This window comes from Enterococcus sp. AZ067, from assembly GCF_051715005.1.
Lineage (GTDB): Bacteria > Bacillota > Bacilli > Lactobacillales > Enterococcaceae > Enterococcus_D > Enterococcus_D casseliflavus.
The window spans coordinates 3,170,199-3,183,033 of sequence record NZ_JBIOSY010000001.1 but is presented as its reverse complement, the minus strand read 5'-3'; the positions used below and the strand labels follow the sequence as shown (position 1 = coordinate 3,183,033).

The 12,835-nt window shown below is 44.7% G+C and carries 12 protein-coding genes; 11 read left to right on the top strand and 1 reads right to left on the bottom strand.

The features are described from left to right. Positions 1-84 precede the first annotated feature (84 nt). Positions 85-1,023 carry a 2-dehydropantoate 2-reductase gene (locus IGI82_RS15075; RefSeq protein WP_005228196.1) on the top strand — a complete coding sequence of 313 codons (939 nt, stop codon included), beginning with the start codon at positions 85-87 and terminating at the stop codon, positions 1,021-1,023. 111 nt (positions 1,024-1,134) lie between these two features. Here IGI82_RS15075 and IGI82_RS15070 read toward each other — a convergent pair whose 3' ends face one another. Further along, positions 1,135-1,923 carry a PHP domain-containing protein gene (locus IGI82_RS15070; protein ID WP_438842430.1) on the bottom strand — a complete coding sequence of 263 codons (789 nt, stop codon included), beginning with the start codon at positions 1,921-1,923 and terminating at the stop codon, positions 1,135-1,137. A gap of 132 nt (positions 1,924-2,055) precedes the next feature. Between IGI82_RS15070 and IGI82_RS15065 the strand changes: the two genes are divergently transcribed. The 10 genes from IGI82_RS15065 to IGI82_RS15020 all read left to right on the top strand — a co-directional run bounded on the left by IGI82_RS15065 (position 2,056) and on the right by IGI82_RS15020 (position 12,799). Then, positions 2,056-2,922: an AraC family transcriptional regulator gene (locus tag IGI82_RS15065; RefSeq protein ID WP_005228201.1), complete on the top strand. Its 867-nt coding sequence runs from the start codon at positions 2,056-2,058 to the stop codon at positions 2,920-2,922. A 234-nt stretch (positions 2,923-3,156) separates the two neighbouring features. Then, positions 3,157-4,230, top strand: a complete 1,074-nt coding sequence (locus IGI82_RS15060) for a Gfo/Idh/MocA family protein (RefSeq protein WP_005228203.1) — start codon at positions 3,157-3,159, stop codon at positions 4,228-4,230. A gap of 30 nt (positions 4,231-4,260) precedes the next feature. After that, positions 4,261-5,013, top strand: coding sequence for a sugar phosphate isomerase/epimerase family protein (locus IGI82_RS15055; RefSeq protein ID WP_438842429.1), 753 nt, complete (start codon positions 4,261-4,263; stop codon positions 5,011-5,013). After that, on the top strand, positions 5,010-5,729 hold the full coding sequence (locus tag IGI82_RS15050) for a ThuA domain-containing protein (protein WP_438842428.1): 720 nt from the start codon (positions 5,010-5,012) through the stop codon (positions 5,727-5,729). Before IGI82_RS15055 ends, IGI82_RS15050 begins: the two co-directional genes overlap by 4 nt. Continuing rightward, the gene (locus IGI82_RS15045) at positions 5,726-6,694 is read left to right on the top strand and encodes a sugar phosphate isomerase/epimerase family protein (RefSeq protein WP_005233928.1); all 969 of its coding nucleotides are present in this window, start codon (positions 5,726-5,728) and stop codon (positions 6,692-6,694) included. The genes IGI82_RS15050 and IGI82_RS15045 overlap by 4 nt, the downstream gene beginning before the upstream one ends. A 24-nt stretch (positions 6,695-6,718) precedes the next feature. Continuing rightward, positions 6,719-7,747, top strand: coding sequence for a Gfo/Idh/MocA family protein (locus tag IGI82_RS15040; RefSeq protein WP_438842427.1), 1,029 nt, complete (start codon positions 6,719-6,721; stop codon positions 7,745-7,747). Between the two features lie 512 nt (positions 7,748-8,259). Further along, on the top strand, positions 8,260-9,186 hold the full coding sequence (locus tag IGI82_RS15035; RefSeq protein ID WP_086337885.1) for an alpha/beta fold hydrolase: 927 nt from the start codon (positions 8,260-8,262) through the stop codon (positions 9,184-9,186). Between the two features lie 125 nt (positions 9,187-9,311). Further along, on the top strand, positions 9,312-10,391 hold the full coding sequence (gene serC / locus IGI82_RS15030) for a 3-phosphoserine/phosphohydroxythreonine transaminase (protein ID WP_438842426.1): 1,080 nt from the start codon (positions 9,312-9,314) through the stop codon (positions 10,389-10,391). Next, a complete protein-coding gene (locus tag IGI82_RS15025) occupies positions 10,392-11,576 on the top strand; it encodes a phosphoglycerate dehydrogenase (RefSeq protein ID WP_016609459.1) in 1,185 nt (394 codons plus the stop codon). Continuing rightward, a complete protein-coding gene (locus tag IGI82_RS15020; protein ID WP_438842425.1) occupies positions 11,576-12,799 on the top strand; it encodes a DUF1015 domain-containing protein in 1,224 nt (407 codons plus the stop codon). The genes IGI82_RS15025 and IGI82_RS15020 overlap by 1 nt, the downstream gene beginning before the upstream one ends. The last annotated feature ends 36 nt before the right edge of the window (positions 12,800-12,835 follow it).

Here is a 12,835-nt window from a genome sequence, read left to right as displayed (position 1 = left end):
TCGAGAAAAAACGCAAGGCTCTCGCATATTTCACGATTTTAGAGTAAACTATACCTAATTGTGGAAGAGGAAAGAGGAATTCAGATGAAAATTGTTATTGCTGGTGCAGGTGCTATGGGCAGCCGTTTTGCTATTATGCTAAAAAGAGGCGGAAATGACGTCACGTTGATCGACGGCTGGCCTGCGCATATCGAAGCGATCCGTGAACACGGATTACGAGCAAACTTAAACGGTGAAGAGATCGCAGTCCCTTTTTCGATCTATTCGCAAAATGAGATCCCAACGACTGTACAAGCAGACTTGATCCTGGTCTTTACTAAAGCGATGCAACTGGATCAAATGATGCAAACGATCAAACCGATGATCGGAGAGCAAACGAAAGTCTTATGCTTATTAAACGGGATCGGTCATGAGGACACGATTGAAAAATATGTCAGCACGGATAAAATCTTTTTAGGAAATACCATTTGGACGGCGGACTTGATTGGTCCTGGTAATGTTCGCTTGTTTGGGGATGGTTCTGTAGAACTGCAAAATATCGAACCGGGGAAAGAAGAAGATGCCCGTCAATTGGCGGCAGTCTTGGCTGATGCTGGGTTGAATGCGTCTTATTCTGAGAACATCCGTTACTCCATCTATCGCAAAGCCTGTGTCAACGGCACCCTAAATGGCTTGTGCTCGATTTTAAATGTGAATATTGCCCAATTCGGACAAACCTCAACGGCGCGTGCGATGGTCCAAACGATCGTGGAAGAATTTGCGGCAGTTGCTGCTCATGAATCTGTTGAACTGGATGTATCCGAAGTAGTCCACCATATTGAAGAAACCTATGATCCAGAAGGCATCGGAATGCACTATCCATCCATGTATCAAGATTTGATCAATAATCATCGCAAAACCGAGATCGATTATATCAATGGCGCAATCTCACGAAAAGGCCGCAAGTACCAAGTGCCAACGCCTTATTGCGACTTTTTGACTCAAATGATCCATGCTAAGGAAGATATTTTAGCAGCAGAATAACCTAAGTAAATCTATTCTAAAAATGCAAAAACGGCGTATCCTTTTAGGGTTCGCCGTTTTTTTGTCCATTTATTGCAAATGTGTTGTTGTAGAGTGCATTCAAAGGTGACGCTATTGAGCAGGCAGATCCGCCATAAACCGTTCGCTACCTTGAAAGACCGCTAATTGATTGACACCAAAGGAACGCAATAGATCGCTCATCGCTGCAAAATCTAACCGATAGTCACTGGCTTTATGGGCATCAGAGCCGAGGGTGAACAATTTACCACCGACACTTTGATACAGCGGGATAGCATATTGATAAAGGTGGGCATTTTGATAGGGGCCAAAGCTCTTCGCGTTGATTTCCATCGCTAAGTCACGGGCAACGATTTTTTTGAAGATCGTCGTTAACTCTGTTTCGAAATGGGCGGCCAATTCCTCAGCTGTAAATTGGAAACGACGCAAGCCATAATCAAAGTGGGTCACGATATGCCCGTCAGAAAACGAGTCCAACACTTGGGCCATTTGGTCAAAGTATTGTTTGGCGACTGCAAATTTGTCCTTGTTCAACACGGCATCGTCCATATAATCAAAGGTACCGTTTTGATGGATACTGATCAATTTCAAGTCATAAGGATGGCTTTCAAGATAGCGCAAGATTTCTTGTTCTTGACCAGGCACGACACCAATCTCGATGCCTTTTAAGAGTTTCGTCGCTGTGGTCTCTTGCAGCTTCTGGTGGGTATTTACTAGTAATTCATAGTCAGGAATATCATCACGGAATCCCGAATAGGGGTTCTTCAAATCGAAATGATCTGTCGCAACGAAGTAGGCAGGCTGGTAAGCAAGATAATTCTCAAACTGTTCATCTGAATCAAAAGACAAAAATGTATGCAGATGTTGATCATAATAATTCATAAACAAGACTCCTTTTCTTGAATACGATACCACAAAAAAGCAGAAGAAACTATGATTGGCTGAGAAAAGGTTTTCTCTTGGACAATTTTTCGCTTATAATAAATAAGAATAGAGCGAAGGAGTCGGTCAGCCATGAGTATGTACCTTGAAATTCCTGAATTTGAAAGTGAATTTCGTTTTCGAACGTTTCTAAATGATGGTTTGACCATCGTTTACCCCCATGTCCATAAAGAAATCGAGATCATTTACGCTAAGCGCGGCACGGTCAATATTGGTGTTGACGATACGATCATTGAGTTGGAGGAAGGGGATCTGTATCTTTTTTCCAGCGGGCAACCCCACTATTTTCTAGCATCGCCTGAGAGTGAACGCTATGTCTATCAATTTGATATGAAGCTTTTTGAAGAGCCGTTGCTTCGAGAAAATGAAGTATCCTTGATGACACTCTTTGAAGAAGGGGAGCCCCACAGCAAAAATTGGCCAACGAGTTTTACGGAAAAAATAACAGGTCTCTTGATCGAGTTGTATCAGTTGGAAGAGGAAAATGTTGTTGGGAAGCGTTATTTGACTCTCGGGCTGCTTTACCAGTTGATTGGGGAGTGCTATCAAGGTTTGCCTAAGCGCAAACAAGCCGTCAATCCGCTAAAACGAACGGCCGCACAATACAAAGAAACCTTGCAGCGTCTGAATGATGTCTTTGAGTACATCGAATCTCATTACCAAGAAGTCTTGACGATGGAGGACACCGCAAGACATGTAGGGTTTAGTCCCCATTATTTCACGCGTTTCTTTAAAACCAATACTGGCAAGACCTTCATGCAGTTTTTGACGGAATACCGCATCAATCAAGCCAAATTTATCTTGGCCAATGAAAAGATCCCCATGGCAGAAGTCGCTGAAAAAGCAGGTTTTGCCAGTGTCAAAACATTTCACCATGTCTTTAAGGAAGCCGTTGGTCAATCACCGTTGCAGTACCAGAAACAACTGAATCAAAATTGATAGAAACAGCCGAGGAGCCTTTGCTTGTCGACTGTTTTTTTGTCAATTTGGCACTTTTTTTTTCTCGATAGTGTTTTTTTAAGCGCTTTTCATAAATTGTGGAGTGGTTCTTTTTGTTAAAGTTTCATAAGATAATTTTCGGGAATTTTTTCAATGGAAACTGGGAAGAACTGCTTTCGATGTTTCGCTATAATGAGGAGGTAGAAAATAATAAGCGTTTTCAGGAGGAAAGATATGACAGTTAAAGTTGGAATCATTGGGTGCGGTGGGATCGCAAACGGCAAGCACATGCCTGCCTTGTCTCAAGTAGAAGAAGTAGAAATGGTTGCCTTTTGTGATCTGCTGGTTGAACGTGCAGTTGAAGCGAAATCAGCATTTGGGACCGAAGATGCCCAAGTATTCAGCGATTATCAAGAAATGTTGGCACAAGCTGATCTAGATGTGATCCATGTGTGTACACCAAACGCCTCACATGCTGAGTTGACGATTGCCGCACTAGAAGCGGATTGTCATGTCATGTGTGAAAAACCAATGGCAAAAACAGCGGCAGAAGCCAAAGCAATGATCGAAGCAGCTAACCGAACAGGGAAAAAACTCACGATCGGCTACCAAAACCGTTTTAGAAAAGATTCTCGTTATCTTCATGAAGTGTGCGCCGAAGGACAGTTAGGAAACATTTATTTTGGGAAAGCTCATGCGATTCGACGTCGGGCTGTGCCAACTTGGGGTGTTTTCCTTGATGAAGAAGCGCAAGGCGGCGGTCCGTTGATCGATATTGGTACCCACGCATTGGATCTGACCTTATGGATGATGAACAATTACAAACCAAAATTTGTTGTCGGAAAAGCGTATCATGAGTTGTCGCAAACCAAAAATGCCGCAAATGCTTGGGGTCCTTGGGATCCAGAGAAATTCTCAGTAGAAGATTCGGCCTTTGGTTTTGTGGTCATGGAAGATGGCGCAACGATTTTCTTAGAAGCTAGCTGGGCGCTCAACAGCTTGGATGTGAAAGAAGCCAAAACGACACTGATGGGCAGCAAAGCGGGTGCGGATATGAACAACGGTTTGACCATCAACGGAGAAGACCACAGCTTGCTGTATGAAAAAAATATCGAACTTGAAACAGGCGGCGTTGATTTTTATGAAGGAAACGGCGAAACGCCAGAAATTTTAGAAGCACAATCGTGGATCCATGCGATCATCAACGATACCGAACCAGTGGTCAAACCTGAAGAAGCAATGGTCGTGACGGAGATTTTAGAAGCGATCTACAAATCATCGCAAACCGGTGAGCCAGTCTACCTATAAGAACTGCTGGAAGAAAAGGAGCGAGCATAAATGACAAAACCGAAAATCGCTTTACAGCTTTGGAGTATTCAAGAGGACTGCAAGACAGATCTTTTTGAAGCGTTGAAAACAGTTAAACAAAACGGCTATGACGGTGTTGAATTTGCCGGTTATCATGGACACAGTGCTGCCCAGATCAAAGAAATGCTGGAGCAATTGGATTTGGCGGTCGCGGCTTCCCATATCCCGTTTGAAGCATTGCGAGATCGTTTTGAAGAAACCGTCGCTTTTGAAAAAACGATTGGCAATCAACGGATCGTCATTCCGTATGCCAGTTTTGATTCTTTGGAAAAATGGCAAGCCTTTGCTGCGGAGCTGACCCAGATCACCCAAAAGTTGCAAGCAGAAGGGCTGACTGGCTACTACCACAACCATGCCCATGAATTTACTGAAGTTGCTGGAGAATCTATGATCGATGAACTGATCAAAGACAATCCGCAACTGCGTTTGGAAGCCGACCTTTACTGGTTAGCCTTTGCAAACGTGGCTGTTTTACCTTGGCTAAAGGAACGCGAAACGAAGGTTGGCTTGGTTCATATCAAAGATATGCAAGAGCAGCCGCAGGAAAGCACCGAGATCGGCAATGGGATTTTACCAATCAAGTCGTATGTAGAAACAGCTAAAGCATTAGAACTACCATGGTTGATCGTCGAGCAGGAAGCGTTTCAAAAATTCGCTCCTTTAGAAGCCAGCGGGATTGATTATCTGCAATTAAAAAACATCGTAGAGGAGGTCTACCAATGATCCACGTTACGGTATGGAACGAGTTTCGTCATGAAAAAACGAATGAGATCGTCCAAAAAATGTATCCAGAAGGAATCCATGGTCAAATTGCCAAGTTTTTAGAAGAGGATGATTTCCAAGTGCGAACGGCGACCCTTGATGAACCAGAACACGGGTTGACGGAGCAAGTATTGGCTGACACGGATGTGTTGGTTTGGTGGGGCCATATGGCGCATGAAGAAGTCGATGATGCTATCGTTGCTCGTGTGCAGCAGCGTGTATGGGAAGGAATGGGAATGATCGTCTTGCATTCTGGCCACTTTTCGAAAATCTTTAAAACGTTGATGGGAACGTCGTGCGATTTAAAATGGCGAGTAGACGATCAGCATGCGCGGATCTGGAATGTCAATCCAAGCCACCCAATTGTTGAAGGAGTCGGCGAATGGATCGAACTAGAGCAAGAGGAAATGTATGGCGAGCACTTTGATATTCCAGCGCCGGATGAATTGATCTTTGTCAGCTGGTTCCCTGGTGGTGAAGTTTTCCGTAGCGGCTGTACATTCCGCCGTGGGAATGGCAAGATCTTCTATTTCCAGCCTGGTCATGAGACATTCCCAAGCTATTACAATCCCAAAGTGCAAAAAGTGATCCAAAATGCGGCTCGCTGGTGTGCACCAACAGAAAATCGTTACCCAACATATGGGCATTTTCAAGCAATTGAGGAGGAAAGAAAATGAAATTAGGTGTTTTTACCCCGTTATTCAATCAACTTAGCTTTGAAGAAATGATCGATGAAGTAGCGAAAAAAGGGCTGCAAACCGTCGAGATCGGTACCGGTGGTTCTCCAGGCAATGCCCACTTAGACATTGACCGTTTACTAGCAAGTGAAGCAGAGCGAAAAGAATACTTAGCGAAATTAGCTGATAAAGGATTGGAAATCTCAGCTTTGAGCTGTCACAACAACCCAATCTCTCCATTAAAAGCAGAAGCGCAAGAAGCCGATGAACTTTTGCGCAAAACCATCAAATTAGCCAGCTTAATGAATGTACCTGTTGTGAACGGATTTTCAGGCGTTTCAGGCGGAAATGCAACAGATACACAAGTCAACTGGCCAGTATTGCCATGGCCAACGGAATACGATGACAATTATAATTATCAATGGGAACAAAAACTGATTCCTTATTGGAAAGGCATCAACACGGAAGCGGAAGCGGCTGGTGTTAAAATTGGGATCGAACTTCATGGTGGCTTTTTGGCACATACCCCTTATACGATGTTGAAACTGCGGGATGCTGCGGGGAAAGCCATCGGCTGTAACTTGGATCCAAGTCATTTATGGTGGCAAGGGATCGACCCAGTGGCAGCGGTCAAAATCTTAGGGGAAGCCGATGCGATCCATCACTTCCATGCCAAAGATACGTATTTGGACCAAGACAATATCAACATGCATGGCTTGACGGACATGCAGCCATATAGCAATGTCAAAACCCGAGCTTGGACCTTCCGTTCAGTCGGTTGCGGCCACAGCTTACAAGTCTGGTCAGATATTATTTCTGCACTTAGAATTTATGGGTATGATTATGTCTTGAGTATTGAGCATGAAGATCCAATCATGTCCATAGATGAAGGACTGAATCGTGCCATCAGCAACTTGAAGACGATTATGATCCGTGAAGAAGCTTCATCCATGTGGTGGGCATAAGAAGAAAACCGAGGAGTGTCAGACATGAGTGCAATCAATTTTGCAGTAATCGGATATGGCGGCATGGGTGCGTACCATGTCCACAATATCTTACCAAATGAAAACGAACGAATCCACATCGTAGGAACTTACGATATCAATGAAGAACGTCAAGCGATCTCGCAAGAAAAAGGCCATAAGATCTTTAAAAGCTATGATGAAGTCTTAGCCGATGAGACGATCGAAGCAGTATTGATCGCCACACCTAATGACTTGCACAAAGAGTTATCGATCGCTGCGTTGAAAGCCGGCAAACATGTTGTTTGCGAGAAGCCTGTTGCGCTGAATACTGCGGAACTAGATGAGATCGTGGCGGTTGCCCAAGAAACTGGCAATACCTTTATGGTTCACCAAAACCGCCGTTGGGATCCTGATTTTCTACTTGTACGCGAACTGTACCGTAATGGACAGATCGGTGATTTGTTCCAATTAGAGTCACGGGTCCAAGGGGCAAACGGCATCCCAGGAGACTGGCGCCATGTGAAAAAACAAGGTGGGGGAATGCTTTTAGACTGGGGCGTTCACTTGCTGGATCAAATGTTATGGTTGATCGACAGCCCAGTGAAAGATGTCAAAGCGGATCTTAGCTTTGTGTTGGGGGAAGAAGTCGATGATGGGTTCTTCGCTTTGATTACCTTTGGAAATGGGGTCAAAGCAATCGTGGAAGTTGGAACCTCCAATTACACGCAATTGCCTCGCTGGTACATCAAAGGAACAGAAGGAACAGCCACCATCACCGATTGGGATTTAAATGGGGAAATGGTGCAAGCAACAGGTCGCGAAGATGTGGCAGCACCAAAACCAGTCCAAGCAGGCGTCGGCTTGACGAAAACGATGGCACCCCCATCGGAATTGGCAGCCAAAGAAATTCCTTTCCCGAAAGCCGAAGCGGATTTTGAACCTTTCTACAAGAATTTTTACAACGTTGTACGCAACGGTGCCGAACCTATCGTTAAAAACGAAGAAGTCCGAGCAGTGATGCAGTTGATCGAACGCATTTTTGCCACAGCGTAAGAGATAGAGGAAGCAGCTCTTTATCCATGTAACCGAACGAGTGCGAGAAGCAAAAACTGGGAGAGAATGATGTTCATTCTGTCCCAGTTTTTTTATTTCTTGACATCATAAGTGACCCATAATCATGTGAAGGGGAAACAATTTTCAAAAAGAAGCTTTGGTTAAGGTACTTGATGTTCAGTTAAAGAATACTGTTTTGAATGGTTTGGGTTAGTAGGATCACTCGAGGTACCTCGATCTATACGCTTATTGGTTAGATAAGCGAGGCGATAGCTAGGCAAGTTGTCGCTAACCCACACGCTTGGAGTTGCAACAAGCGCACAATAGTCACTCTTACCGCAAATAGGGGTGGCTATTGTGCTACATATGTTTGAACTCCTCACGTTTTGCGTGGTTTTTTATCCTTGAAAATTCCCAACTCCTACCGCCATAGCCTAAAATTCCATGTATAATAAAGAAAACGACCGTTTTATTTGGCGAAGGGAAAAGAAAAAGCAAAAGAGGTGCGAACTATGAGGATGAATCAAGAAAAGCTGACTTCATCAAATGGGAAGGATCAGCTTTTTGTCAAAACGTGGCTGCCAGAAGAACAGCCGAAAGCAGTCGTGCAAATCGTTCACGGAATGATCGAACACATTGAACGTTACCACGAGTTTGCGGAATGTTTGACTGCGCAAGGCTATGCGGTGGTCGGTCATGATCACTTAGGGCATGGGCAATCCGTGAAAGAAACACAGGCCTATGGGCATTTTGGTGAAAAAGAGGGCGCCAACTATTTAGTGGCAGATGTGGGAGTGGTCCATCAGTACGCAGCTGCTTGCTACCCAGACCGACCATACTTTATCTTAGGGCACAGTATGGGGTCGCTGGTGTTGCGGAATTATTTGTTTAGTCAGCCACATCCATTGTCAGGAGCGATCATCATGGGCACCACGATGGAAAAAGCCGTGCTGATGCAAGGAGGCAAACTCGTTACGAGCTTGTTGCGCCCGTTTGCCGCTCAGCAATGGCCTTATCACGTAATGGAACAGCTGGTTTTTGGCCAGCACAACCGGCGTTTTCGTCCCAATCGGACCGCTAAGGATTGGTTGACCAGTGATCCGCAACAAGTGGATCGCTACTTGAAGGACCCTTACACGCAATTTCATTTTTCCTTAGCGGCTTACAAGGATCTCTTTACATTGACGCAAGCTGCCAGTGATCCGGACCAACTTCGCAGGATTGATCCAGAATTGCCGCTGCTCTTGATTTCAGGTGCAGATGATCCTGTGGGGCACTATGGCAAAAGCGTCCGCCAATTGGCTCAGCAGCTGAAGCAAAATGCTGACGTGACGATGTATTTGCTTGAACAGGGCCGGCATGAGATTTTGAATGAGCGCAACCGCGAGATCGTTTACAATGAAATTTCTCGCTGGCTGTTTGAAAAAATGCCGAAATGACGAACGTTAAGAAATTGGTAGTCTTTTCTGAAAATTCAAAATTATTTTCTCTTTTAAGGCTTTTTTCATTTTCGGCTATCTGTTATAATGATTTTCACATCTAACATAAAGGAGAGATTTTTTGTATGACAGTTTATAACTTTTCAGCTGGTCCTGCCGTATTGCCCCGTCCCGTATTGGAGAAAGCACAATCCGAACTTTTGAATTACCGCGGAAGTGGGATGTCCGTTATGGAGCTGAGTCATCGGTCCTCCTTGTTTGAAGCGATCATTAAAGATGCAGAAGCACTTTTACGAAAATTGATGGGAATTCCTGAAAACTATCAGGTACTGTTTTTACAAGGCGGCGCGAGTCTCCAATTCAGTATGATCCCTTTAAATCTTGCGCAAAACAAAAAAGCCTTATACGTAAATACCGGTTCTTGGTCGAAGAAAGCTATTGAAGCAGCAAAAGCGCTTGGAAACGTGACGGTGGAAGTTGTTGCCTCTAGTGAGGATCAAAACTTTACCTATATTCCAGAAATTTCAGAAGATGCGATCGATCAAGAAGCGGCTTATTTGCATATCACCACGAACAATACCATTGAAGGGACGGCCTTTCAAACGATTCCGCTGGCTGGCAACGTGCCGATTGTAGCGGATATGTCCTCAAATATTTTAGCCAATGACTATCGCGTAGAAGACTTCGGTGTGATTTATGCTGGGGCCCAAAAGAATATTGGTCCTGCAGGGTTGACGGTAGTGATCATCCGAGAAGATTTACTCAATGATGATGCTGTCTTCGCTCCAATGCTGGATTATCGTCTACAGGCTAAAAATGACTCATTGTACAATACACCACCAACGTATGCTATCTATATTGCTAAATTGGTGTTTGAATGGTTGGAAGAATCAGGCGGCATTCCTGCAATTTTAGAACAAGACCGCCAAAAAGCGGCGCTTTTATACGAAACGATCGAAGCCTCTGCTCTTTACAGTAGTCCTGTGGCTGTTGACAGCCGCTCACTAACGAATATTCCTTTTGTGACAGGGGATAAAGCACTGGATCAGCGCTTCAATGAAGAAGTTCTCAAAGCTGGTTTTGAGAACTTGAAAGGGCATCGTTCCGTCGGAGGAATGCGAGCAAGCTTGTACAATGCCTTTCCATTAGCTGGCGTTCAAGCGTTAGTCGACTTTATGAAATCATTTGAAGCGGAGGTCAAATAAATGTTCCAAATCAAAACATTCAATGCGATCGCACCAGAAGGATTACAGCGTTTAGAAAAAGAAAAGTATGCCATCAACGAAAGCGACCAACCGCAAGGGATTTTGCTGCGCAGCCAGAAATTGCACGATTACGCTTTTCCTGAAAGTGTCTTAGGTATTGCCCGTGCAGGGGCTGGGACCAACAACATTCCCGTCAAAGCATGTACTGAAAAAGGGATCGTCGTCTTTAATACGCCAGGCGCCAATGCCAATGCGGTCAAAGAATTAGTGATCGCTAGTCTGCTCTTAAGTGTCCGTCCGATTTTACGAGGTGCCCAATGGGTCCAAACCTTGAGCGGTGATAATGTGGAAGAACAAGCAGAAGCGCAAAAAAGTCAATTTGCTGGAACAGAGTTAGAAGGCAAAAAGTTAGGAATCATCGGCCTTGGTTCTATTGGAGCGATGGTCGCCAACGATGCTTATCGTCTAGGGATGGAAGTAGTCGGTTATGATCCTTACGTGTCAGTGGATACTGCTTGGACGATCTCTCGTCGGGTCAAGCGTGCCAATGATATTGCGGAAGTCTTTTCAACCTGTGATTTTATTACGGTTCATGTGCCGCTAATGGAAAACACGCATCATCTCGTCGGGGAAGCCGAACTTGCGAAAATGAAACCAACAACGAAGCTATTCAACTTTTCTCGTAAAGAAATCGTCGATACAGATGCCGTTTTACGTGCGTTAAAAGCTGACCGTCTAGCGGGCTATACGACTGATTTTGCGGATGAACAATTGCTGCACAATGAAAAAGTCCTCGTCTTGCCGCATTTAGGTGCATCAACAGAAGAAGCCGAAGTCAACTGTGCCAAAATGGCAGCCCGAACATTGAAAAAATTCTTGGAATTTGGAACCATCAAGCGCTCAGTGAATTTTCCAACTGTTGAGATGGCTTTTCATTCGCCTTATCGTCTGACGATCATCAATCGCAATGTACCGAATATGTTAGGTCAGATTTCATCGATCATTGCGGAATCTGGAATCAATATCGACAATATGCTGAATCGTGGACGGGAAGACTTTGCTTACACCCTAGCCGATGTCGCTTCTGAAGATGAAGCCTTATTGAATCAATTAGCCGATAAACTGCGGGAGAACGAAAATATCGTTCGTGTACGGGTCATCAAGAATCAGGAGGTTGGGTATTAATGGTTCAAGTATTTCCGTTTAAAGCCATTCGTCCAGAAGCCTCATTGGCAGAAAAAGTGGCCGAGCTACCGTATGACGTGGTCAATTCACAAGAAGCCGCAGCGTTTGCGCAAGGCAATCCTTACAGCTATTTCCACATCGACCGTTCGGAGATTGACTTGCCAGGAATCGATCCTTATGATCCACAGGTGTATCAAAAAGCGGCAGAAAATCTTGCATCTTTTCAAGAAGCAGGCTGGTTGATTCAAGAAACGGCGCCCGCATATTATTTGTATGAATTGACGATGGCTGGTAGAAGCCAAACGGGGCTTGTCGCCTGTACCTCGATCGATGATTATGTCGCTGGGAAAATCAAGAAACACGAGTTTACCCGTCCAGAAAAAGAAATCGATCGGATCAATCATATTCTGACATGTGATGCCAATACAAGTCCGATTTTCTTGAGCTATCGCCAACCAGCAGCAGTCAAAGAAGCGATCGATGCGTGGCAAGCAGAGCATGCGCCAATCTATGATTTTGTCAGCTATCATGAGGTGCAACATCGTGTTTGGCTGATCGATGATCCAGCGCTAGTCGCCTCTTTTGCCCAGCAGTTTCAAGCTGTAGATGCCCTTTATATTGCGGATGGGCATCACCGCACAGAGTCAGCAGTCAAAGTCGGCTTGCAAAAGCGAGCCGATGGTCAAAACAGCCAAGAAAGCGACCGCTTTTTAGCGATCTTATTCCCAGAAAATGAATTGGCGATTTGGGAATACAATCGGGTTTTGCGGGTACCAGTGCCAGATACCTTTTTTGAGCAGGCAGCCCAGCATTTTACGATTCGAGAAACTACAAGGAAGAAACCAGCGCAACGTGGTTCGATTCATCTGTACCTAAACCATGCGTGGTGGGAGTTGACCATCAAACCGGAAGCTGTGCCGCAAGATGCGGTAGGACAGCTGGATGTGTCGCTTTTACAACAATACGTGCTGGCTGATATTTTCGCGATCCAAGATGTGCGGACAGACAAACGCATTGATTTTGTCGGCGGAATTCGTGGTCCAGAAGAATTGGAACGTTTGGTAGATAGCGGAGAATGGACATTGGCCTTTTCCATGTATCCAACGCAAATGGCCGATCTTTTGGCAGTCGCCGATGCGGGAGAAATTATGCCGCCAAAATCAACTTGGTTTGAACCAAAACTGTTGAGCGGTCTGTTTTTACATGATTTAGAAACGAATTAACCAAAAAAAGCTTACGAGCTAACCTCGTAAGCTTTT

Coding starts and splice junctions, on each gene's coding strand:
- IGI82_RS15055 (WP_438842429.1), top strand. CDS start 4,261: ATGACAAAACCGAAAATCGCTTTACAGCTTTGGAGTATTCAAGAGGAC.
- IGI82_RS15025 (WP_016609459.1), top strand. CDS start 10,392: ATGTTCCAAATCAAAACATTCAATGCGATCGCACCAGAAGGATTACAG.
- IGI82_RS15040 (WP_438842427.1), top strand. CDS start 6,719: ATGAGTGCAATCAATTTTGCAGTAATCGGATATGGCGGCATGGGTGCG.
- IGI82_RS15035 (WP_086337885.1), top strand. CDS start 8,260: ATGAGGATGAATCAAGAAAAGCTGACTTCATCAAATGGGAAGGATCAG.
- IGI82_RS15060 (WP_005228203.1), top strand. CDS start 3,157: ATGACAGTTAAAGTTGGAATCATTGGGTGCGGTGGGATCGCAAACGGC.
- IGI82_RS15050 (WP_438842428.1), top strand. CDS start 5,010: ATGATCCACGTTACGGTATGGAACGAGTTTCGTCATGAAAAAACGAAT.
- IGI82_RS15070 (WP_438842430.1), bottom strand. CDS start 1,923: ATGAATTATTATGATCAACATCTGCATACATTTTTGTCTTTTGATTCA.
- IGI82_RS15075 (WP_005228196.1), top strand. CDS start 85: ATGAAAATTGTTATTGCTGGTGCAGGTGCTATGGGCAGCCGTTTTGCT.
- IGI82_RS15065 (WP_005228201.1), top strand. CDS start 2,056: ATGAGTATGTACCTTGAAATTCCTGAATTTGAAAGTGAATTTCGTTTT.
- serC (WP_438842426.1), top strand. CDS start 9,312: ATGACAGTTTATAACTTTTCAGCTGGTCCTGCCGTATTGCCCCGTCCC.
- IGI82_RS15045 (WP_005233928.1), top strand. CDS start 5,726: ATGAAATTAGGTGTTTTTACCCCGTTATTCAATCAACTTAGCTTTGAA.
- IGI82_RS15020 (WP_438842425.1), top strand. CDS start 11,576: ATGGTTCAAGTATTTCCGTTTAAAGCCATTCGTCCAGAAGCCTCATTG.